16 protein-coding genes and 2 rRNA genes are annotated in these 22,480 nt (G+C 66.1%); 12 read left to right on the plus strand and 6 right to left on the minus strand.

Annotation, left to right across the window (positions count from 1 at the left end; all coding sequences use genetic code 11):
* Window positions 1-304: 304 nt before the first annotated feature.
* From BKK81_RS29270 to BKK81_RS29285, 5 genes are all read left to right on the plus strand, one after another.
* Window positions 305-1,003 carry a hydrolase gene (locus tag BKK81_RS29270; RefSeq protein WP_071020217.1) on the plus strand — a complete coding sequence of 233 codons (699 nt, stop codon included), beginning with the start codon at window positions 305-307 and terminating at the stop codon, window positions 1,001-1,003.
* A gap of 92 nt (window positions 1,004-1,095) precedes the next feature.
* A complete protein-coding gene (locus BKK81_RS35755; RefSeq protein WP_156811485.1) occupies window positions 1,096-1,272 on the plus strand; it encodes a hypothetical protein in 177 nt (58 codons plus the stop codon).
* A gap of 14 nt (window positions 1,273-1,286) precedes the next feature.
* Window positions 1,287-1,913 carry a hydrolase gene (locus BKK81_RS29275; protein ID WP_071020219.1) on the plus strand — a complete coding sequence of 209 codons (627 nt, stop codon included), beginning with the start codon at window positions 1,287-1,289 and terminating at the stop codon, window positions 1,911-1,913.
* A gap of 208 nt (window positions 1,914-2,121) precedes the next feature.
* A complete protein-coding gene (locus BKK81_RS29280; RefSeq protein ID WP_231908131.1) occupies window positions 2,122-2,697 on the plus strand; it encodes an AAA family ATPase in 576 nt (191 codons plus the stop codon).
* Between the two features lie 251 nt (window positions 2,698-2,948).
* Window positions 2,949-3,410 (plus strand): hypothetical protein, encoded by a 462-nt coding sequence (locus BKK81_RS29285; RefSeq protein ID WP_156811486.1) that lies wholly within the window; start codon window positions 2,949-2,951, stop codon window positions 3,408-3,410.
* Window positions 3,411-3,485: 75 nt separating this feature from the next.
* On the opposite strand, the gene BKK81_RS29290 is transcribed toward BKK81_RS29285, so the two are convergent.
* The 3 genes from BKK81_RS29290 to BKK81_RS29300 all read right to left on the minus strand — a co-directional run bounded on the left by BKK81_RS29290 (window position 3,486) and on the right by BKK81_RS29300 (window position 7,139).
* Window positions 3,486-4,595, minus strand: coding sequence for an aromatic ring-hydroxylating oxygenase subunit alpha (locus tag BKK81_RS29290; protein ID WP_071020224.1), 1,110 nt, complete (start codon window positions 4,593-4,595; stop codon window positions 3,486-3,488).
* A gap of 199 nt (window positions 4,596-4,794) precedes the next feature.
* Window positions 4,795-5,382 (minus strand): isochorismatase family cysteine hydrolase, encoded by a 588-nt coding sequence (locus BKK81_RS29295; RefSeq protein WP_071020226.1) that lies wholly within the window; start codon window positions 5,380-5,382, stop codon window positions 4,795-4,797.
* A 410-nt stretch (window positions 5,383-5,792) separates the two neighbouring features.
* Window positions 5,793-7,139 (minus strand): CitMHS family transporter, encoded by a 1,347-nt coding sequence (locus BKK81_RS29300; RefSeq protein ID WP_071020229.1) that lies wholly within the window; start codon window positions 7,137-7,139, stop codon window positions 5,793-5,795.
* Window positions 7,140-7,301: 162 nt separating this feature from the next.
* On the opposite strand from BKK81_RS29300, the gene BKK81_RS29305 reads away from it, so the two are divergent.
* From BKK81_RS29305 to BKK81_RS29315, 3 genes are read left to right on the plus strand one after another with little or no spacing between them, the layout of a single operon-like run.
* Window positions 7,302-8,000: a response regulator transcription factor gene (locus BKK81_RS29305; protein WP_071020232.1), complete on the plus strand. Its 699-nt coding sequence runs from the start codon at window positions 7,302-7,304 to the stop codon at window positions 7,998-8,000.
* Window positions 8,000-9,436, plus strand: coding sequence for a sensor histidine kinase (locus tag BKK81_RS29310; protein ID WP_071020233.1), 1,437 nt, complete (start codon window positions 8,000-8,002; stop codon window positions 9,434-9,436). Before BKK81_RS29305 ends, BKK81_RS29310 begins: the two co-directional genes overlap by 1 nt.
* Window positions 9,433-10,521 carry an ABC transporter substrate-binding protein gene (locus BKK81_RS29315; protein WP_071020236.1) on the plus strand — a complete coding sequence of 363 codons (1,089 nt, stop codon included), beginning with the start codon at window positions 9,433-9,435 and terminating at the stop codon, window positions 10,519-10,521. The genes BKK81_RS29310 and BKK81_RS29315 overlap by 4 nt, the downstream gene beginning before the upstream one ends.
* 46 nt (window positions 10,522-10,567) lie before the next feature.
* On the opposite strand, the gene BKK81_RS29320 is transcribed toward BKK81_RS29315, so the two are convergent.
* Window positions 10,568-10,960, minus strand: a complete 393-nt coding sequence (locus BKK81_RS29320; RefSeq protein ID WP_071020239.1) for a DUF1801 domain-containing protein — start codon at window positions 10,958-10,960, stop codon at window positions 10,568-10,570.
* 406 nt (window positions 10,961-11,366) lie between these two features.
* Here BKK81_RS29320 and rpoD point away from each other — a divergent pair, with 406 nt between their 5' ends.
* The 4 genes from rpoD (at window position 11,367) to BKK81_RS29340 (ending at window position 18,879) form a co-directional block, all read left to right on the plus strand.
* Window positions 11,367-13,328: an RNA polymerase sigma factor RpoD gene (rpoD, locus tag BKK81_RS29325; RefSeq protein WP_071020241.1), complete on the plus strand. Its 1,962-nt coding sequence runs from the start codon at window positions 11,367-11,369 to the stop codon at window positions 13,326-13,328.
* Window positions 13,329-13,650: 322 nt separating this feature from the next.
* Window positions 13,651-14,235, plus strand: a complete 585-nt coding sequence (locus tag BKK81_RS29330; protein WP_071020244.1) for a DUF2760 domain-containing protein — start codon at window positions 13,651-13,653, stop codon at window positions 14,233-14,235.
* A complete protein-coding gene (locus BKK81_RS29335) occupies window positions 14,232-16,085 on the plus strand; it encodes an Hsp70 family protein (protein ID WP_071020247.1) in 1,854 nt (617 codons plus the stop codon). The genes BKK81_RS29330 and BKK81_RS29335 overlap by 4 nt, the downstream gene beginning before the upstream one ends.
* A 22-nt stretch (window positions 16,086-16,107) precedes the next feature.
* Window positions 16,108-18,879, plus strand: coding sequence for an Hsp70 family protein (locus BKK81_RS29340; RefSeq protein WP_071020248.1), 2,772 nt, complete (start codon window positions 16,108-16,110; stop codon window positions 18,877-18,879).
* A gap of 331 nt (window positions 18,880-19,210) precedes the next feature.
* Here BKK81_RS29340 and rrf read toward each other — a convergent pair.
* Both rrf and BKK81_RS29350 read right to left on the minus strand, forming a co-directional pair.
* Window positions 19,211-19,324: ribosomal RNA gene (gene rrf, locus BKK81_RS29345) — 5S ribosomal RNA — on the minus strand.
* Window positions 19,325-19,446: 122 nt separating this feature from the next.
* Window positions 19,447-22,325 (minus strand): 23S ribosomal RNA (locus BKK81_RS29350).
* Window positions 22,326-22,480: the final 155 nt, after the last annotated feature.

The raw sequence follows: 22,480 nt of genomic DNA on the forward strand, positions 1-22,480 counted from the left end.
GTGGCCTGCCCCGGGGAGCATCATCGTGGCAGGGTGGCATGCCGGCAGCACCGCCCTGCCCCACACCACGCGGCACGACCGATCCCATCGACCCGGGGCGCTTTCGCACCGAATCGCTGCCCCCTCACCATTGCTCCAGAAGCCGTTCCCTGCAAATTCAAACTATTTGAATAAAATATCCGTCAAACGATCGCTTTGAGTAAAGCTATCGCCACTATAGTTCTCCCCATGGCAGCGCATAAAAGAAAGCGACGCCGGCAGAAAACTTCAATTCCATTGAATCAGACCGCACAGGGAGAACCCCATGACCAACGCCAAGCTCGAAGTCCTGACTCCGCACAACAGCCAGCTCATCTTCATCGACCACCAGCCGCAGATGGCCTTCGGCGTGCAGTCGATGGACCGCCAGACCATGAAGAACAACGTGGTCGGCCTGGCCAAGGCGGCCAAGATCTTCGACATCCCGACCACCATCACCACGGTCGAGTCTGACTCGTTCTCGGGCTATACCTACCCCGAACTGCTCGATGTGTTCCCGGGCAAGCAGACGCTCGAACGCACCTCGATGAACTCGTGGGACGATCAGAAGGTGCGCGACGCGCTGGCCGCCAACGGCCGCAAGAAGGTGATCGTCGCCGGCCTCTGGACCGAGGTCTGCAACACCACGTTCGCGCTCTGCGCGATGCTCGAAGGCGACTACGAGATCTATATGGTGGCCGACGCTTCGGGCGGCACCACCAAGGAAGCGCACGACTACGCGATGCAGCGCATGGTGCAGGCCGGCGTGGTGCCGGTGACCTGGCAGCAGGTGCTGCTCGAATGGCAGCGCGACTGGAAGAACCGCGATACGTACGACGCGGTCATGCAGGTGGTCAAGGAACACTCGGGTGCCTACGGCATGGGCGTGGACTACGCTTACACGATGGTCCACAAGGCAGAGCAGCGCACCGCCACCAGGCACGAGTCGCTGGCGCCCGTCCATGCGCAGGTGATCGAACGCTGATCCTGCATGCACCGACCGGGCGCTCCGCTCCATAGCGCGCCCGGTCATCCCAATGCAAAGGCCTGACCGACCATCCACTTCCTTCCGGACTGATGATGAAGAGCATCAAGAAGATTGCCAGCAGCTGGGAACTCACTGCGTTTGCGTTTGCCAGCGGATTCCTGAGGCATGCTCATACCTCATCCTCTCTCGGCATCCTCGCCGGCACGCTGGCGGTGGGCGGATTGGTCGCAGGCCGCGGCCTGAAGCTCGATCGCATTCCCAGATAAACAGGAGAACTCCCATGTCCAAGCTACCGTTGCTCGAACCCGCCGATTGCGCGTTGATCCTCGTCGATGAACAAGCTGGCCTTGCCTTCGCCGCAGGCTCTCAAGACCCCCAGATCCTGCGCAGCAACGGGCTTGCGGTCGCAAAGACGGCCGTCGCCTTTGACCTGCCGGTGGTGGTTTCCACTTCAGCCTCGAAGGTATACAGCGGCCCGCTGATGCCGGCTTTCCGCGAAGTGCTGCCGAACATCACGCCCATCGAGCGCCGCAATATGAACCTATGGGAAGACGACGCGGTGCGCAGCGCGATCACGGCGACCGGAAAGCGCACGCTGATCATTGCGGGCCTGCTGACGGAGGCCTGCGTCAGTTTTCCGGTTCTGTCGGCGCTGTCCGAGGGCTATCAGGTCGTCGTCGTTGCCGATGCTTGCGGCGGACTGACGCCGACAAGCCATGACCTGGCCTTGCGGCGGATGGCTTCTGCTGGCGCCGTGATGACTTCCTGGCTCCAACTGCTTCTCGAATTCCAGAGAGACTGGACCCGCCACGACACCTATGAAAAGGCCCGCGCCATCGTGGTCGAGCATGGCGGCGGGTATGGCACAGGCCTCGCCTTTGCGCGAGACATGATCAAGCCGGCCTGAGCGGCCGCCACGCAGGCGCTTGACGCGCTGCGGACCGCTTGCACTTGGGACCGGGATTGCTTAACCTATGCCGATGCACCGATCGCCTACCCACTCGATTATTCGCGCCGACATTGACCCGGCGGGATAGCTTTCGACTGCAACTATGTCACGACAACCCGCCCAGGAGGCGGGTTTCTGCTTTCTGGGCACCTGATGGAGAGACCTGATGGAGAGCCTGGAAATGCAGACTGCGAGCAAGGATGGTGAGGCGCTTACCCATGATGATGCGGTATTGCTGCATATGGTGTGCGGGAAGATCGCGGCCGGAAAATCGACGCTCACCGCGCTGCTCGCGCGCAATGCGCGCACGGTACTGATCAGCGAAGATGTCTGGTTGTCTCGCCTCTATCCGGGCGAGGTCCTGTCGATCGATGCCTACGTCCACCGCGCCAGGTGCATCAAGGACGTCCTGGCTGACCACATCCGTTCCCTGCTTGGCGCCGGCGTGTCCGTGGTGCTCGATGTTCCGTTCAACACAGTGGCCGCTCGCGCCTGGGGCCTCGCCATTGCGCAGGCCGCCGGCTGCGGACACCGGCTTCACTATCTCGATGTGAGCGATGCGGTCTGCAAGGCGCGCCTGCGCGCGCGGAATGCGCGGGGGGACCATCCTTTCCAGGCGTCGGACGCGGAGTTCGAGCGGATCACCAGTTACTTCGTACCGCCGCATCCATCCGAGGCGCTATGCATCGTGGCCTATGACGAAACAGGTGCCGTCTCCGATAGGAGTAAAGGCATGGATTGAGGGCGCGCCCAGCCCTCGCGCCGCCTATGCGGAACAGCCGCCTCGGATTGCCAGCCGCGCGACAGCTTTGCCTTCCCCTGCTGACCGGCCGGCAAGCGCCAAGGCACCTTGGCAGGGCGCGCGCCGGCGGCAGTGGTCGGCACCGGGGCGGCTACGGCCGCGACCGAAATCCTTGCCTTGCATCAATCCGCGTCCATGGCATTCCCCTCAATATGGGGGAAAGCGGCACCCGACAAGCGTGGGAGGCAGAAATGAGTCTTGAACTGTGGGGAGCCATCGGCCTTCTGGCCCTTGTCATGGACGTGGTCACGATGTCCGGCCTGTTCCTCTGCGTGACACTTGCCGCGATATCCGGCGCGGTATCCACGCTGCTCGGGGCGGACTCGGTCGTATCCATCGGCATCGCGCTGGCGTCATTCGTCCTGGCCCGCTGGATCGGCAACAAGCTCGGCGCGGATGATGCCTTGCTGCGCTATGAGGAAACCGGCCATAACATCGTTTCCGATGATGGCGCGCGCGTGCATATCGCCCACTGGAACCACTATGACGAAACGCTGGTGGAATATCAGAACCGCATGTGGCCAGTCAAGCTGTTGGCTGGACACCAGCACAGGGTCGGTGATTATCGCGTGGTCGAGGTGAAGGAGCACCACCTTCTCATCGAGCCGCTGGGCCGGCGCTACTGGCCGAAGAGGCGGCCGCGCCACACCTGAAACTCCAGCCGGCAAACCCTGCCCAGGCTGCGCCGGCCCCGGAACCGGCGCAAACCGCGGCTGCCTTGGCTCGGTTCATGCCGCTCCGCTCACCTCGCGAATGGGGATCACGGTGCGGCCGCCGCAGTGGCGCAACAGGTCGCGCAGTTCATTGATGACCGGGAACACCTCCTGGTTCCAGTCGGCTCCCTGCCTGTCGTGGGCCTCTTGTTCGCGCTCGACGATCCAGCGGTCTTCCTTGAAGATGCGCTCCGTGAACCAGACCAGCAGCGGCCAGGCCAGGTCCAGGGCGAACGGAATGCCAGGCTTGCGGATGGAAAGCAGCCCGAAGGTCCGGTTGGTGCGCTGCGCCGCATCCAGCGGCACGTAGACGATCCACAGGTCCATCACCAGGGTGCCGTCGCCCGAACGGATCTTCAGGGTCTGGTACGGATAGCCGGTACGCACCGTCATCACGTCCTTGTCGTTCTGGTCGGCGCTGTTCTTGCTGGCCCCGAACACCAGCGCCTCGCCCACCGGCTGCTTGCCCTCCAGGCGCGAGAACGTGTAATCGACCTCCACCCAGTCCTCGCCGCGACGCCGGCCCAGGGAACGCGCGCGCATCTGCCCCATCTGCCGCCGGTGCAGGAACTGGTGGTTCATGTCCATCAGGTTCTCGTGCATGAACGAGTAGTGACACTTGACCTCGCGACCGAAGCGGCGCGTCTTGTACGCCGTGTCAGCCACCGATGGCAGGTCCGGCAGCGGCCGCTCGCCGGCGAGCGCCGCCGCGCCGGGAAAGACAAAGATCAGGCCGTGCGCCTCGCGGCAGGGATAGGCTCGCACGCCGTTGGGGAGGCGTTCCCGCCCGAGGTAAGGCACGTCGACGCAGCGGCCGGTGCCGTCATAGGTCCAGCCGTGATAGCCGCAGCGCAGGGACTCGCCTTCGACCACGCCCGCATGGAGCGGCACCTGCCGGTGCGCACAACGGTCTTCCAGTGCGAAGATGGCGCCGGACTCGGTACGGACCAGTACGATCGGCTCGCCGGCAAAGTGCACGCCGAGGGCCTTGCCCCGCTTGACCTCGCTGGACCAGGCCAGTGGATACCAATGATCGGGATGGATGGGGACACGGCGCAGGTCGCGCACGGGCGCGCTGGCGGGCGGGTCGATGGCACTGGTATCCGGCAACGGCACTGCATGCATGCGTGACGCCTCCTTGCATAGGGGGAGCTTCGACCGTCGCCACGAGCGGAACCATCCATCGGCGAGCGGGGATCTGGCGCAGTCTACGCGAAGTCCGGCGAATGCTGCCGATTTCTGCTCTCGGCATAGGTGCTTCATCGTGCGGAAGCAAGAGGATCGAGATGGCGGCCATCCCGGCCGGCCTGCCCGCCCTGCTGGCCTACGCCAGCAGCCGCAAGGCATCAGCGAGCGAGAGCACCGTCGTGCGCGAATCGAACGCCGTGGCAAACAGATGATCGTGCACGACCGGATCCGGGTCGTAGCAGCAATCCTTGACGGTGAACAGGCGGAAGTCCGCATCGCTCGCATACGCGACCGACGACAGCACCACACCGGTCGACGCAATGCCCGCCATGATCAGGGTATTGATACCTTGCGCGGAAAGCCGCACCTGCAGGTCGGTCCCGAAGAACACGCTGGCACGGTGCGCGATGATGAGCGGCTCCGCGGCTTGCCGGCCGAGTTCCGGCGAGACCTGGTCGTCGACGAAAAGTCCAAGCTGCTTGATTCCCTGCCCGTTCCTGTTCAGCGGGCTGACTTCCGGATAGCCCGGGCCGAAGTGGATCTTGGCGAAATAGACGCTGACACCCTTGGCGCGCGCGGCATCGCACAGCTTGCGAGTGTTGGAGAGCAAGACGGGCGCGACCGATGGAAACAGCTGCAGGATGTCGGTCTGGTAGTGCATCACCACCAGGGCGGTCTGCGTGGGAACGATTGCCGGAACCTGCCTAGCCGCGGCACTTTCCATGCCGGCTTGATCGCCTGCGGAATGGACGGGCTCATGTTCGACGGATGGCGGCATAGGGATGCGCGGTCGAGAGGGAGGTTCGACTCTAGCACGGCCGTCATGATCGGATCGGCCCTCCAACTTCCCGTCGGCATGCCGCGCCCGCGGGACGGCGTCGGCCCTGTCGCGGAAACAGAGCCCCGCTCAGGGCGAAGCGGACGGCGTAGGCGCCCCAGATCATGGTGCAAGGGATCTCCAGGCCATTCGCCTGCGGCGTCGTTTCCCGTTCCATCCCTGCACCACGCCCGCGAGGCAAAAACAGGCGCCACCATGCAAGGCTGCCATCTGCGGAGTCTTGACCAGCTTGATGACTTCCGATTCCGCCGCCGGAACGACGTCCGCGCGGATCTCGCCGCGGCGCACGGCGATGGTCAGCCTGCCCGCCCCACCAGGGGAAAGAGCGCAAACCCGAGCGCCGCCACCAGCATGACCAGGCACACCATGGCGGCCCATTTGAGCGCGTAGCGCTGGTGGTCGCCGAACTCGACACCGGCCAGGCCCACCAGCAGGTAGGTGGACGGCACCAGCGGGCTGAGCAGGTGCACCGGCTGGCCGATCAGGGATGCCCGTGCCATCTCCGCCGGCGAGATGCCGTAGCCCTGGGCCGCCTCGGCGAGGATGGGCAGCACGCCGAAGTAGAAGGCATCGTTCGACATGAAGAAGGTGAAGGGCAGGCTCAGCAGCGCGGTCAGCACCGCCATGTACGGCCCCAGCACGTCGGGAATGACCGCCAGCAGGCTGCGCGACATCGCCTCCACCATGCCGGTGCCGGACAGGATGCCGGTGAAGATGCCGGCGGCGAAGATCAGCGAGACCACGGACAAGGCGTTGCCCGCATGGTGCGCCACGCGCCGGCGCTGCTCGGCGAGATCGGGATAGTTGATGATCAGCGCGACCGCGAAGCCGATCATGAACAGCACCGGCAGCGGCAGCACGCCCAGGATCAGGCTGACCATCAGCGCCAGCGTCAGCGCGGCATTCACCCACAGCAGGCGGGGACGGCGCAGGTCCGCGTCTTCCTCGGCCGCGGCGGCGGGACCGGAGACCGCGCAGTCCTCGTCGTAGCCCGCGTGCAGCGCGGCGCCGTCGGGCAAGGCCAGCACGCCGAGACGCCGGCGCTCGCGCAGGCCGAGCTTGACGGCCAGCAGCAGGATGGCGGCGACGGCGAGGCCCATCACGGGCAGCAGCGGCACGAAGATCTCGCCCGCGTCGACGTGCAGCGCGCTGGCCGCGCGCGCGGTCGGCCCGCCCCAGGGCGTCAGGTTCATCACGCCGCTGGCGAGCATGGCCAGGCAGGTCATCGAGAGCGGGTTCATGTCGAGGCGGCGGTATAGCGGCAGCATCGAGGCGACCACGATCATGTAGGTGGTGGAGCCGTCGCCGTCCAGCGAGATCACCAGCGCCAGCACCGTGGTGCCGACCACGATCTTCAGCGGATCGCCCTTCACCGCGCGCAGGATGCGGCCGACGATGGGGTCGAACAGGCCGGCATCGATCATCACGCCGAAATAGAGAATGGCGAACATCAGCATGACGCCGGTTGGCGCGATCTTGCGGATGCCGTCGAGCATCATCTTGTCGATGCCGGTGCCGAAGCCGCCAGCCAGCGCGAAGAGGATGGGAACGAGTATCAGCGCGACGAGCGGCGACAGCCGCTTGGCCATGATCAGCGTCATGAACGTGATCACCATGCCGAAGCCGAGCAAGGTCAGAAGCATGATGGGAACTGTCTCCTGGTGCACATTGGTATTGTCTGCCCGGCCGGGTGGCGGGCGGCGGAGGCGCGAGGTTAGGACAGAAAACCTGTCATCAACCTGTCATCGCCGCGCAGCGGCCGGCTTTCCGGGCCGCCAGCTGGCACCCTGTGCGAAAATCGCGCGATGCGAATTCTGGTGATCGAAGACGACGAGGACCTGGCCGACGCCATCGTGCGGCGGCTGCGCCGCATCGGCCATGCGGTCGACTGGCAGCACGACGGCCTCAGCGCCGACGGCGTGCTGGCCTACGAGGCCTTCGACCTGGTGATCCTGGATATCGGCCTGCCGCGCCTGTCCGGCTTCGAGGTCCTGCAACGGCTGCGCGAGCGCGGTAGCAAGACCCCGGTGCTGGCGCTGACGGCGCGGGTGGATATCGAGGACCGCGTGCACGCGCTCGACACCGGCGCCGACGACTACCTCGCCAAACCCTTCGATTTCCGCGAACTCGAGGCACGCTGCCGCGCCCTGCTGCGCCGGCCTGGCGCGCAGGCCTCCGGCGTGCAGCGCTTCGGCGAGCTGGTCATCGACAGCACGGCGCGCCAGGTGCGGCTGGCGGGGCAGCGCCTGGACCTGCCCAAGCGCGAGTACAGCCTGCTGGAGATCCTGCTGGCGCGCCTCAACGGCACCGTCAGCAAGCAGGAGATCGCCTTCAAGCTGTTCGCCTTCGACGACGACGCCGCGCCCAATGCGATCGAGGTGTACATCGCCCGCCTGCGCCGCAAGCTCGAAGGCTCGCCCCTGCGCATCGAGACCCAGCGCGGTGTCGGCTACCTCCTCAGCGTGCGCGAGGAAGATGCCGGCGGCAGCCAGGAGCCCGCGTGATGCCTGCCGCCGGCGCGGCGCCGCCGGTGCCGCGGCGGACCGGGCTGTCGGTGCGGCGCCGCCTGCTGGCCATGCTGCTGGCCCTGTTCGCACTGGGGCTCGGCGCGCTCTACACCATGGTGCGCGGCTATGCCTACCAGACCGCGAGCATCACCTATGACCAGTTGCTGACGGCCTCGGTGCTGTCGATCACCGACAGCCTGCAGTACGGGCAGCATGGCTGGCAGCTGGACATGCCCTACGCCGCCCTCGCCCTGCTCGAACAGGCGCCGCGCGACCGTGTGTTCTACCGCGTCAGCGCGCGCGACGGCAGCCTGGTCACCGGCTATGCGGACCTGCCCGCGCCGCCGCGCGCGCCGACATCCGAGGCGGCGCGCACGCCGCAGCTGTTCGACGCGGTCTACCAGGGGCAGCCGGTGCGCTTCGCCTGGATGGAGCGGCACGTGGCCGGCCCCGAAAGCGCCGCCGTGGCGCGGGTCCAGGTCGGGCAGACGCGCGAGGCGCACGATGCGCTGGCCCGGCGCATCCTGTGGCACGGCACGCTGGCGCTGGTCGCCTTCGCCGCCGCCGCGCTCGGGCTGGCCTACTGGGGACTGCACCGCTCGCTGGCGCCGATCCGGCGCATCGAGGACGAACTGTCGGCGCGCACGGTGTCCGACCTGCACCCCATCGCGGCGCCGGTGCCCGAGGAACTGGGTAATCTCGTGCACGCGCTGGACGGCTTCATGGCGCGGCTGGAGGAGAACCTGGATACCTTGCACCTGTTCATCGCCGAGACCGCGCACCAGTTGCGCACGCCGCTGGCCGCACTGCGCGCCCAACTGCAGCTGGCGCTGGAGGAAGACGACAGCGACGAACAGCGGCACAGCCTGCAGGCCGTGCTGCGCAATGCCGAGCGGCTGTCGCGCCTGGTCAACCAGCTGCTGAGCGACGCCAGTGTTCTCCACCGCAGCAATGCCCACGACTTCGCGCGCATCGACCTGGCCGAGATCCTGCCGCAAGCCCTGCACGACAGCGTGCCCCAGGCCGAGCCACGGCCCGACGTACGCCTGTACCTCCCGCAGAACGGGGCCGGGGCCGGGCAGGCATGGGTACTGGGCGACAGCCTGATGCTGCGCGAAGCGCTGAAGAACCTGCTCGACAACGCCCTGCGCCACGGCGCCGCCGCGCGCGGCAGGCTCGACGTGCGGCTGGCGCGCGCCGGCAGCGACTGGCAGGTCACGATCTCCGACCAGGGGCCGGGCCTTCCGCCGCAGCTGGGAGATTCGGTGTTCGAGCGCTTCGTGCGCGGGCCCGGCCCGCGCACGGCCGGCGCCGGCCTGGGCCTGTCGATCGCCAAGCGGGTGGCGGACAGCCACCAGGGCCGCCTGACCCTGCGCAACCGCCCGCAGGGCGGGCTGGATGCCATCCTGACCCTGCCGGCCCTGCCATCATGAACGCCCGTCCCTTCCCTCTTCCTGCCGGGCGGCCGCGGCGCCGGCATGCCCTGGCGGTCATCGCGGCGCTGTTCTGGAGCGCCGGCTGCGGCGCGGCGGATTTCGAGACCGCGGTGCTGGGACCGCGCGATGCCGCCGACGTGCTGGTGGTGCAGGGCTCCACCAGCCTGCGCGTATTCCGTGGCGTGCTGGAAGACTTCGGGCGGCGCAACCCCGCTTTGCGCCTGGTCTATACCGAACTGCCCACGCAGGAACTGTATGCGCGCCAGGCCGCTCCCGGCGGCCGGCCTGGCCCCGCCGATATGCCGCGCGCCGATCTCGTCGTCAGCAGCAGCATGGATCTGCAGACCAAGCTGGTCAACGACGGCCGCGCCCTGCCGCACATCTCGGCGCAGACACGCGACCTGCCGGCCTGGGCCAACTGGCGCGACGAGGTCTTCAGCATCGCGGTCGAGGCGCTGGTCATGGTCTACGATCCGCGCCAGCTGGGCCCAGGCCAGGTGCCGCGCAGCCGCCGCGAACTGTTGTCGCGGCTGCAGAACCCGGCGCAGCCGCTGGCGGGCCGCCTGGCCACCTACGACGTGCGGCGCAGCGGCATCGGCTATCTTGCCGCGACCCAGGACGCACGCCTGGACAGCATGGCCGGTGCCCTGCTGGCCGCCTTCGGACGCAGCAACGTCATCGTCAGCGACTCGTCCGACGACATGCTGGACCTGCTGGCCCAAGGCAAGGCGGCAATGGCCTACAACGTGCTCGATTCCTATGCGCAGAAGCGTATCGACCGCGGCACCCCGCTGCGCATCGTCTACCCGGACGACTACACGCTGGTGCTGTCCCACGCGGCCCTGATCCCCCGCCAGGCCAGGCGCCCCGACCTGGCCGCGCGCTTCCTGGACTACCTGCTGTCAAGGGAAGGCCAGGCGGTGATCGCCAGCGAGTCGGGCATGCGGCCCGTGCGCAGCGGTGCGGCCCCGGTGCCGCGCGCGCGGCCGGTCGGCCTGGGCGTCGGCCTGCTGGTCTACCAGGATCCCTTGAAGAAGGCGCATTTCCTGGACCTGTGGCGGGCGGCGCTGCGGCTGGACTGATTCCACGCCGGCCCGCCGGTTCAGGAAGCCGTCGACAGCCGCTGCCTCATGCCTTGGACCGGTTCAGCGCCACGGCTGCCCGGATCAAATCCCTGAGGGCCGCCTCGTCGATCGGCCCGCCCTCGTGGAAATCGATCGCACGCCGTGTATTGCCTTCGAGACTGGCGTTGAAAAGACCGGCCGGATCGGCCAGCGACGCGCCCTTGGCAAAGGTCATCTTGACCACGCGCTGGTAGGTCTCGCCGGTACAGAGGATGCCGTGGTGCGACCACACGGGCACGCCTCGCCACTTCCACTCTTCCACCACGCCGGGATCGGCCTCCTTGACCAGGCGGCGCAGGTGGGCGAGCATCTCGCCCCGCCAGTCGCCCAATTGCTGTATCCTCGCGTCGATCTGCTCGGATGCAGACGGATGGTCGTTCGCTTCCTTCGTCTTCATGGCTGACTTCCCCCCCGGGGCTGGCCTGCCACTACTATATAGGGATACCCGCCCGTGCTCGCTATATAGTGTCGGTAGTACCGGCATTCGCGCGGCGGCCCGGCGTTGCGCCAAGGACCGGGCAATGCGCAACTGGCATTGAAAGTGCGCCCTGCTGCCCCCAGATGAAGGCTCAGGGCGATCCTTGTCGTGTGTACTTCCTGCGACGGGACGTGCTGCGACGCAGCGGGGGCTGTAGAATACGGGCCCCGGCCGAAAATCCCACTCGCCCCGAGTGCGGGGCGCGGGCACAGCGATTCCCTACGCGGATCCCCATTACAACGAATCCCGGCGGCAGCCCAGACCGCGCACCTGTCAGTGCGCGCTGCCGCCAGGACAAGCGACTGAGCAAGGAAAAAGACGGTAAATGACGAGCGGCGCACAACGAACGGCGGCCAGAACAGGACAGGCTGGGGCCAGCAAGGGCCTCGATGGAACCGGCGCGGGGGGCACGGCACGGCCCGATCCCACGCTGGATGCCGCTGAACGCAGCCTGCAGTTGCGCGCGCTGATCCAGTTGGGCAAGCAGCGAGGCTACCTCACCCACGCCGATATCAGCGACCACCTCCAGGAAAACTTCGCCGACACCGCGGCGATGGAGGGCATCGTAGCCACCTTCGCCGAAATGGGCGTCAAGATCTACGAGCAGACCCCCGACGCCGAGACGCTCCTGCTCAGCGACAACGCGGTGGTCGTGGCCGATGACCAGGCCGACGAAGAAGCCGAGGTCGCGCTCTCGACGGTGGACTCCGAGTTCGGCCGTACGACCGACCCGGTGCGCATGTACATGCGCGAGATGAGCTCGGCGACGCTGCTGACGCGCAAGCAGGAAGTCGAGATCGCCAAGCGCATCGAAGACGGCCTGGCCGACATGATCCATGCGATCTCGGCGTGTCCCTCGACCATCGCTACCATCCTCGACCTGTCGGCCAAGGTGTCCGCCGAGGAAATGGGCATCGATGACCTGGTGGATGGCCTGAGCGACGAAAGCGTGGCCGAGGCCGCCGTGGGTGCCGCCGTCGACAGCGCCGACACGGCCGACAGCGAGGAACGCGCCGACGATGAGGACGGGGACGCCGACGACAGCGACGACGACGACAGCTCCGGCCAGAGCGCGGAGTCCGACCTGCGCCAGCTGCGCGACGAGTGCCTGACGCGCTTCGGCCGTGTTGCCGAGCACTTCGCGCGCATGCGCGAGGACGCCGGCGCCAGCGCAGCCGCCTCGGCCCGCGATGCCGTGCGCGAAGAACTGCGGGCGATCCGCTTCACCGCACGCACCATCGAGCGGCTGTGCGCCGACATCCAGGGCATGGTCGACGACGTGCGCGTGGTCGAGCGCCAGGTGCTCCAGTTGCTGGTCGAGCGCTGCGGCATGCCGCGCGAAGATGTCATCGCCCGCTTCCCCGGCAATGAGACCAATCTTGCCTGGGGCAAGTCGCTGGTCGCCGACGCGCGCCCGTACAGCAACGCCGTGGCGCGCGCGCTGCCTGACCTGGAGTCGTACCAGCAGAAGCTGATCGACATCCAGTCCCGCGCCGCCCTGCCGCTGCCCGAGCTGAAGGCCGTCAACCGCAGGATGCTGGCCGCCGAGCGGCAGATGCGCCAGGCCAAGCACGAGATGACCCAGGCCAACCTGCGCCTGGTGATCTCGATCGCCAAGAAGTACACCAACCGCGGCCTGCAGTTCCTCGACCTGATCCAGGAAGGCAATATCGGCCTGATGAAGGCGGTGGACAAGTTCGAGTACCGCCGCGGCTGGAAATTCTCCACCTACGCGACCTGGTGGGTGCGGCAGGCCGTCACGCGCGCCATCGCCGACCAGGCCCGCTCGATCCGCGTGCCGGTGCACATGATCGAGCAGATCAACAAGCTCAACCGCTTCGCGCGGGAGATCATGCAGCGCACCGGCAAGGAAGCCGATCCGGCGGAACTGGCCGAGCGCATGGAAATGACCGAGGAGAAGGTCCGCTCGATCCTGCGCATCGCCAAGGAACCGATCTCGATGGAGACGCCGGTCGGCGAGGATGGCGACACCAACCTCGGCGACATGATCGCCGACTCGGACACGGCCACGCCGGCTGATGCCGCCATGCAGGCCAGCCTGCGCGAAGTGGTGCGGGAACTGCTCGATGAGCTCTCGCCGCGCGAGGCCAAGGTGCTGCGCATGCGCTTCGGCATCGACATGGCGACCGACTACACGCTGGAAGAAGTCGGCAAGCAGTTCGACGTCACCCGCGAGCGCATCCGGCAGATCGAAAGCAAGGCGATGAAGAAGCTGCGCCACCCCAGCCGCGCAGACCAGCTGATCACCTATCTGCGGGAAAATTGAGGCGCCACAGGCACCCGCCAAGCGCCGGCCACCGTGCCGGCCAGCCCTCCAGGCCGCCACCCGCCCGGCACCAGGACCGGGCTCCGGTGTGAGCGGACCGGCCGCGGCCGCCAGGCCCGCCCTCCGGCAAGCGCTCCCGGCAAGCGGAACCGGAGCCGGGCTCCTTGCCCGCCTGCGTTCAGGCACAATCCCGAGCGGAATTGCATCGACCGAAGGCGGGCGCGCCGGCATGGCGCCGCGGCCCGCGGGACCGCCAGGCCCTCGCGCCTGGTTCGTGCCGCCCTGGCGGCGGGCCCCATGACAGAGCACACAGGAGTATTCGATGACTGATTCGAACCCATCCTTCCTCGGCAGGATCTCGCTGGCCGTAGGGACCTTCTTCCGCATCCTCGGCGACCGCGAGTTCGCGCGCGGCGTGGTGCGAATCCGTGACGGCGTGCCGGCGGCGCCCGCAGCCGCGGCAGCAACTCCGGCTCCGGCCCCCGCTCCGGCGCCTGCCCCGGCCCCGACTCCTGTGCTGAAGGAAGCGAGTCCCGCCGCCGCCCTGCAACTGCTGGGCCTGCTGCAACGCGACGCGCGCCTGGTCGACTTCGTCGAAGAGGACATCGCCGGCTACTCCGATGCCGAGATCGGCGCCGCCGCCCGCGTCGTGCACGAAGGATGCCGCGCGGTGCTGCGCGAGCATTTCACCATCCGGCCGGTACGCGCGGAGGCCGAAGGCAGCCGCGTGACATTGCCCGAAGGCTTCGACGCCACCGCCGTACGCCTGACCGGCAACGTGGTGGGCAGCGCGCCCTTCCACGGCAGCCTCAGCCACCGCGGCTGGATGGTCGAAGAGGTGCGCCTGCCGCGCCTGGCCGAGCGCCATGACGCCAGCGTGATCGCCCCCGCCGAGGTCGAGCTATGAGCGAGCCGCGCTATGCCATCGGTATCGACCTGGGGACGACCCACAGCGCCGTTTCCTACGTCGACCGCAGCGCCAGCGATGGCGAGACGACCCGCCTCGGCGTGCTGCCGGTCACGCAGCTGACCGCGCCGGGCGCCATCGAAGAGCGTGACCTGCTGCCCTCCTTCCTCTACCTGCCGCATGCCAGCGAACTCGCGCCGGGTGACCTGGCGCTGCCGTGGAACACCGGGCGCGACTTCGCCGTGGGCGAGATGGCACGCAGCCGCGGCGCGGCCACGCCGATCCGGCTGGTGTCGAGCGCGAAGAGCTGGCTGTGCCACCCGGGCGTGGACCGCCGCGCGCCGATCCTGCCCAGCGATGCCCCGCCCGAGGTGCAGCGCGTCTCGCCGCTCGAAGCCTCGGTGCGCTATCTCACGCACCTGCGCGAAGCCTGGGACCACGCCCACCCCGAGGCGCCGCTCGCCGAGCAGGACGTCACCGTGACCATCCCCGCCTCCTTCGACCCGGCCGCGCGCGAGTTGACCGCGGCGGCGGCCGCGGCAGCAGGCTTCGCCCGCCTGACCCTGCTCGAGGAGCCCCAGGCGGCGCTCTACAGCTGGATCCAGAAGAGCGGCGGACACTGGCGCAAGCAGGTCAAGGTCGGCGACATCATCCTGGTGGTGGACGTCGGCGGCGGCACCACAGACCTGTCCCTGATCGCCGTGGTCGAGCGCGACGGCAACCTCGAACTGCACCGTGTGGCCGTGGGCGAGCACATCCTGCTCGGCGGCGACAACATGGACCTGGCGCTCGCCCACGTGGTCGCGCGCAAACTGGCGGCGCAGGGCACCCAGGCCGATCCGTGGCAGTTGCGCGCGCTCACCTATGCCTGCCGCGCTGCCAAGGAAACGCTGCTCACGCAGCCGGACGTCGACGCCGTGCCGCTGGTCGTGCCCAGCCGGGGCGCCAAGCTGATCGGCGGCTCGATCCGCACTGAACTGACCCGCACCGAGCTGACGCAGATCATCCTGGAAGGCTTCTTCCCACAGGTGGATGCCTCGGCGCGCCCGCTCAACCGCGCGCGCGCCGGCCTCACCCAGCTCGGCCTGCCCTACGCGCAGGATGCCGCCGTCACGCGCCACCTGGCCGCCTTCCTCGGCCGCCAGGTGGCGGCGCTCGGCGAGCTCGACGGCGTGGCGGCCGCGCAGCCTGCCGGCGCGACCTTCCTGCACCCGACCGCCGTGCTGTTCAACGGCGGCGTGTTCAAGTCCGGCCTGCTGGCCGAACGCGTCATGCAGACGCTCAACGGCTGGCTGGCCGCGGAAGGCGCGGCCCCGGCCCGCCTGCTCGACGGCGCGGAACTGGATCTCGCCGTCGCGCGCGGCGCGGCTTACTACGGTTACGTGCGCGGCGGCAAGGGCGTGCGCATCCGTGGCGGCACCGCCCGCTCCTATTACATCGCCATCGAATCGTCGATGCCCGCCGTACCCGGCTTCGAGCCGCCGCTGCAGGCACTCTGCGTGGCCCCGTTCGGCATGGAGGAAGGCAGCGAAGCGGCCTTGCCGGCGCAGGAGTTCGGCCTGGTGGTAGGCGAGCCCGTGCACTTCCGCTTCTTCGGTTCCTCGGTGCGCCGCCAGGACCAGGTCGGTACCCTGTTCGATTTCTGGGGACCGGAGGAACTGCAGGAACTCGAGGAGATCCAGGCGACGCTGCCTGCCGACGGGCGCACGCCCGGCGACGTGGTTCCGGTCAGGCTGCATGCGCGCGTGACCGAAACCGGCACGCTCGAACTGGAAGCCGTACCCCGCGGCGGCGGTGAACGCTGGAAGGTCGAGTTCGACGTGCGCGGCAACGCGCATGCCGAAGCCTGACCCGGCACCGGGCCCGCTAGCGATGGCGCAGTACATCGTCGGCATCGACCTCGGCACCAGCAACACGGTGGTCGCCTATGCCAGCGCGGACTCCGACGAGATCCACGTGCTGGGCATCGACCAGCTGGTCGGCCTCGGCGAAGTGGCGGCCCCACCGCTGCTGCCATCCGTGCGCTACCACGCCGCACCCGGCGAACTGAGCGGCGACGACCTGCAACTGCCCTGGCAGAGCGCCGCCAGCGCGGCCGCACGGCGCACCGTGGTCGGCCGCCTCGCGGCTTCGCTGGGGGCACAGGTACCCGGCCGGCTGGTGGCCAGCGCCAAGAGCTGGCTGTCGCACGCCTCGGTCGACCGTACCGCGCCCATCCTGCCCTGGGGCGCCGACGAGGAAGTCGGCAAGATCTCGCCGGTGGCGGCCAGCGCCAGCTACCTCGGCCATGTGTGCGCGGCCTGGAACCATCGTTTTCCCGAAGCCAGGCTCGAAGACCAGGACGTGGTGCTGACGGTGCCCGCGTCCTTCGACGAAGGCGCCCGCGCCCTGACGCTGGAGGCAGCGCGCCTGGCCGGCCTGCCCTCCGTGCGCCTGCTCGAAGAGCCGCAGGCCGCGCTTTACGACTGGCTGTTCCGGCACCGCCTGACGCTCGACAAGGACCTGGCGCAAACGCGCCTGGTGCTGATCTGTGACGTCGGCGGCGGTACCACTGACCTCACGCTGATCCGCGTCGAGATGGCCGATGGCCAGCCGCAACTGACCCGCATCGGCGTGGGCAACCACCTGATGCTCGGCGGGGACAATATGGACCTCGCCCTGGCGCACCTGGTCGAGCAGCGGCTCGGGCCCGCGCCGGCGCGGCTGTCAGCCAGCGGCCTGTCCCAACTCGTCGCGCGCTGCCGCGTCGCCAAGGAAGAATTGCTCGGCGCGCAGCCGCCCGCCTCGGTGGCGGTGACGCTGCTGGGTGCGGGATCGCGGCTGATCGGCGGCGCACGCTCCGTCGAAGTATCGCGGCAGGAGATCGAGCAGCTCGTCGTCGACGGCTTCTTTCCCCGCTCCGGGCCGGAGGAACGTCCGGCACGCGCTCGGGGGGCCATCGTCGAATTCGGCCTGCCCTATGCAGCCGACCCCGCCGTTACGCGGCACGTCGCGGCCTTCCTGGGCCAGCACGCAGCGCAGTCGCGCGCGGCGCTGGACATGCCCGCGCAGGGCACCGGCCTGCCGATGCCCGATACCTTGCTCCTCAACGGCGGCGTATTCCGCTCCGAGGCGCTGGCGGGACGCCTCGCCGAGGTCCTGGGCAATTGGCGCGGCGCGGCGCTCAATGTCCTGCACAACGACAGCACCGATCTCGCCGTCGCGCGTGGCGCGGTGGCCTATGCGCGCGCGCGCAGCGGCCAGGCACCACGTATCGGCGGCGGTTCTCCGCGCAGCTATTTTCTCGTGCTCGATGACCCGGGCAGCGGCCAGCAGGGGATCTGCCTGCTGCCGAAGGGGACCGAAGAAGGCCAGGAAGTCCATCTGTCGGAACGGATCTTCGCCTTGCGGCTCGGCCATCCGGTGCAATTCCACCTGGCCTCCTCGGTCGCCGACACGGTCTACCAGCCGGGAGAACTGACCGACCTCGCCAGCGGCGACTTCGTGCGCCTGCCGCCGATCGCCACCGTGGTGCAAGCCCGTGGCGCGAGCAGCGCGCGGGAAACCCAGGTGCAGCTCAGCACCTCGCTCACCGAAGTCGGCACGCTGGAAGTCCATTGCAGCGAGGTGGCGGATGCCACGCGACGCTGGCGTCTCGAATTCCAGCTGCGTGGCAACGAAACCCCTTCGCCCACGTCGGTCGCGGAGGCGGCACACCCCGCCTTGCCGCAGGCGATCGAGGCCATCGACCGCACTTTCGGCGCGCGCGCCCAGGACGTCGGCCCCAAGGAGGTCAAGGGCCTGCGCGGCCAGCTCGAGCACCTGCTCGGCACGCGCGTGCAATGGGACAGCGCCTTGCTGCGCGAACTGTTCGGCGCCTTCTGGGAGCGCGCCAAGCGACGGCGGCGCAGTGCCGACCACGAGCGACTGTGGCTGAACCTGATCGGCTACTGCGTGCGCCCGGGATTCGGCTACCCGCTCGACGAATGGCGTGTGGAACAGCTGTGGACGCTCTACGAACAGGGCATCCAGTACGTCAACGAAAGCCAGAACTGGTCGGAATGGTGGACGCTATGGCGCCGCGCGGCCGGTGGCCTGGACGAGAACGCCCAGCTGCGCGTGCTGGACGAGCTGGCCTTCTACCTGCAACCGTCGGGTAGCGGCCTGTACAAGCGGCCCGCCGGTCCGGCGAGAATGGGCTATGCCGACATGGTGCGGCTGGCCGGCTCGCTCGAGCAGGTCCCCGCCGAACGCAAGATCGAAGTGGCTGGATGGCTGCTGGCGCGGCTGCGCAAGCCGTCGGAGAACATCCAGAGCTGGTGGGCGGTGGGTCGTCTCGGCGCCCGCCGGCCGTTCTATGGCAGCGCGCACCACGTGGTACCGGCCGAGATTGCCGTCACCTGGGTCGAAGCCATCCTGGCACTCGACTGGAAGAAGGTGGAACCCGCCGCCTTCGCCGCCGCGCAGATCGCACGCATGAGCGGCGACCGCAGCCGCGACCTGCCCGAAGAGATCCGCGCTACCGTGGTGCAAAGGCTGGCGGCCGCCAGTGCGCCGCAAAGCTGGATTGCCATGGTCCACGAGGCAGTGGATCTCGACGTCGCGGACGAAGGGCGGGTATTCGGCGAGGCCCTGCCCGCCGGACTGAAGCTGATCGCCCGCTGAACCCCGGGCGTTGCGCAGGGGGTCCTGTGCGCAACGCCCGCCGGCCAGGCGTTGCTGTCCCTGCTTCCCCCCTTGATGCACCCTGATCAGCCCTTGCTTGCACCTGGTTGCCAGGTTCTTCTCCAGGTCTCATCCCGCTCTTCCTCGTTTCCGCGGCGAATCCGCGGCAGGTTTCCGCTCGGCGGGTTTCAGTCCGCAGGACTTTTCCATGACCTGCTCGAACGCTCCACCGGGAGCGATCACTCCGGCGCGCCGCACGCTGGCATTCCGGCCGCAGCAAAGACAAAACCCCTCGCAGCGTTTGCTGTCGAGGGGTTTTGCGGGAGGGAGAGCCTGGCGATGACCTACTTTCACACGGGTAGTCCGCACTATCATCGGCGCAAAGTCGTTTCACGGTCCTGTTCGGGATGGGAAGGGGTGGTTCCGACTCGCTATGGTCACCAGGCATAAGGGGTTGCTGCGCCGGGGTTGAGCCGTCGCAGCGAATAGGGATGTAGTCTTGGTTGTGAGGTATCGGCACCGTCCTGGGCACACGCGATACGTCAGCCAGTGAAACACACTGGTTATAGGATCAAGCCTTACGGGCAATTAGTACTGGTTAGCTTAACGCATTACTGCGCTTCCACACCCAGCCTATCAACGTCCTGGTCTCGAACGACCCTTCAAGGAGGTCAAGCCTCCAGGGAATCCTCATCTTCAGGCGAGTTTCCCGCTTAGATGCTTTCAGCGGTTATCTCTTCCGTACATAGCTACCCTGCGATGCCTCTGGCGAGACAACAGGTACACCAGCGGTACGTCCACTCCGGTCCTCTCGTACTAGGAGCAGCCCCCGTCAAGATTCCAACGCCCACGGCAGATAGGGACCAAACTGTCTCACGACGTTTTAAACCCAGCTCACGTACCTCTTTAAATGGCGAACAGCCATACCCTTGGGACCGGCTACAGCCCCAGGATGAGATGAGCCGACATCGAGGTGCCAAACACCGCCGTCGATATGAACTCTTGGGCGGTATCAGCCTGTTATCCCCAGAGTACCTTTTATCCGTTGAGCGATGGCCCTTCCATACAGAACCACCGGATCACTATGTCCTGCTTTCGCACCTGCTCGACTTGTCGGTCTCGCAGTTAAGCACGCTTTTGCCATTGCACTTTAGGTACGATGTCCGACCGTACCAAGCGTACCTTCGAACTCCTCCGTTACACTTTGGGAGGAGACCGCCCCAGTCAAACTGCCTACCATGCACTGTCCCCGACCCGGATTCACGGGCCAAGGTTAGAACCTCAAACAAACCAGGGTGGTATTTCAAGGACGGCTCCACCGGAACTAGCGTCCCGGTTTCAAAGCCTCCCACCTATCCTACACAGATCGGTTCAAAGTCCAATGCAAAGCTACAGTAAAGGTTCATGGGGTCTTTCCGTCTAGCCGCGGGGAGATTGCATCATCACAAACACTTCAACTTCGCTGAGTCTCGGGAGGAGACAGTGTGGCCATCGTTACGCCATTCGTGCAGGTCGGAACTTACCCGACAAGGAATTTCGCTACCTTAGGACCGTTATAGTTACGGCCGCCGTTTACCGGGACTTCAATCAAGAGCTTGCACCCCATCATTTAATCTTCCGGCACCGGGCAGGCGTCACACCCTATACGTCCACTTTCGTGTTTGCAGAGTGCTGTGTTTTTATTAAACAGTCGCAGCCACCAGTTTATTGCAACCCCTTCACCCTTCTGGCGCAGGCCAGTCAAGCTACCAGGGCGTACCTTATCCCGAAGTTACGGTACCAATTTGCCGAGTTCCTTCTCCCGAGTTCTCTCAAGCGCCTTAGAATACTCATCTCGCCCACCTGTGTCGGTTTGCGGTACGGTCTCGTATGACTGAAGCTTAGAGGCTTTTCTTGGAACCACTTCCGATTGCTTCGCGACACATGGTCGCTCGCCCCACAGCCTTGAATCCCGCGCCCGGATTTGCCTAAGCGCCTTCTCCACTGCAGGGACCGGGACTTCCAACACCCGGACAACCTTCCGCGATCCGTCCCCCCATCGCATCATACGACGGTGCAGGAATATTAACCTGCTTCCCATCAGCTACGCATCTCTGCCTCGCCTTAGGGGCCGACTCACCCTACGCCGATGAACGTTGCGTAGGAAACCTTGGGCTTACGGCGAGGGGGCCTTTCACCCCCTTTATCGCTACTCATGTCAGCATTCGCACTTCTGATACCTCCAGCATCCTTTACAAGACACCTTCACAGGCTTACAGAACGCTCTCCTACCACGCGCTTACGCGCGTCCGCAGCTTCGGTGACTGGCTTAGCCCCGTTACATCTTCCGCGCAGGACGACTCGATCAGTGAGCTATTACGCTTTCTTTAAAGGGTGGCTGCTTCTAAGCCAACCTCCTGACTGTTTTAGCCTTCCCACTTCGTTTCCCACTTAGCCAATCTTTGGGACCTTAGCTGGCGGTCTGGGTTGTTTCCCTCTTGACACCGGACGTTAGCACCCGATGTCTGTCTCCCGTGATTGCACTCTTCGGTATTCGGAGTTTGCTATGGCGGGGTAATCAGCAATAGACCCCCCAACCATGACAGTGCTCTACCCCCGAAGGTGAGACACGAGGCACTACCTAAATAGTTTTCGGAGAGAACCAGCTATTTCCAGATTTGTTTAGCCTTTCACCCCTATCCACAGCTCATCCCCTAGTTTTTCAACACTAGTGGGTTCGGTCCTCCAGTACGTGTTACCGCACCTTCAACCTGGCCATGGATAGATCATCTGGTTTCGGGTCTACACCCAGCGACTGAACGCCCTGTTCGGACTCGCTTTCGCTACGCCTGCCCTAATCGGTTAAGCTTGCCACTGAATGTAAGTCGCTGACCCATTATACAAAAGGTACGCCGTCACCCGTTTCCAGGCTCCGACTGTTTGTATGCATGCGGTTTCAGGATCTATTTCACTCCCCTCCCGGGGTTCTTTTCGCCTTTCCCTCACGGTACTGGTTCACTATCGGTCGATCACGAGTATTTAGCCTTGGAGGATGGTCCCCCCATCTTCAGACAGGATTTCACGTGTCCCGCCCTACTTGTCGTACACCTAGTTCCACAACGCTGTTTTCGCATACAGGGCTATCACCTGCTATGGCCGGGCTTTCCATCCCGTTCTGCTAACAATGCTGCTAAAGAGTACAAGGCTGTTCCCATTTCGTTCGCCACTACTCTGGGAATCTCGGTTGATTTCTGTTCCTGCAGCTACTTAGATGTTTCAGTTCGCCGCGTTCGCTTCCCTTGCCTATGTATTCAGCAAGGGATGACCCATACGGGCCGGGTTTCCCCATTCGGACATCTCCGGATCAAAGCTCGTTTGCCAGCTCCCCGAAGCTTTTCGCAGGCTACCGCGTCCTTCATCGCCTGTGATCGCCAAGGCATCCACCACATGCACTTGTTCGCTTGACCCTATAACGAGTGTGTCTCAAGCTCGCGCTTGAAACGCTCATTACAGGTTGAGTTCTCGCATTTGTGCCGTATTCCAAGTCATCTTTCGATCACTTAAATACTTTGGTTGATACAATCACAACCCGGTATCGTGTTGGTTACTTCAGCCTCTCATC

It is taken from the genome of Cupriavidus sp. USMAHM13 (assembly GCF_001854285.1).
Taxonomy (GTDB): Bacteria; Pseudomonadota; Gammaproteobacteria; order Burkholderiales; family Burkholderiaceae; genus Cupriavidus; species Cupriavidus malaysiensis.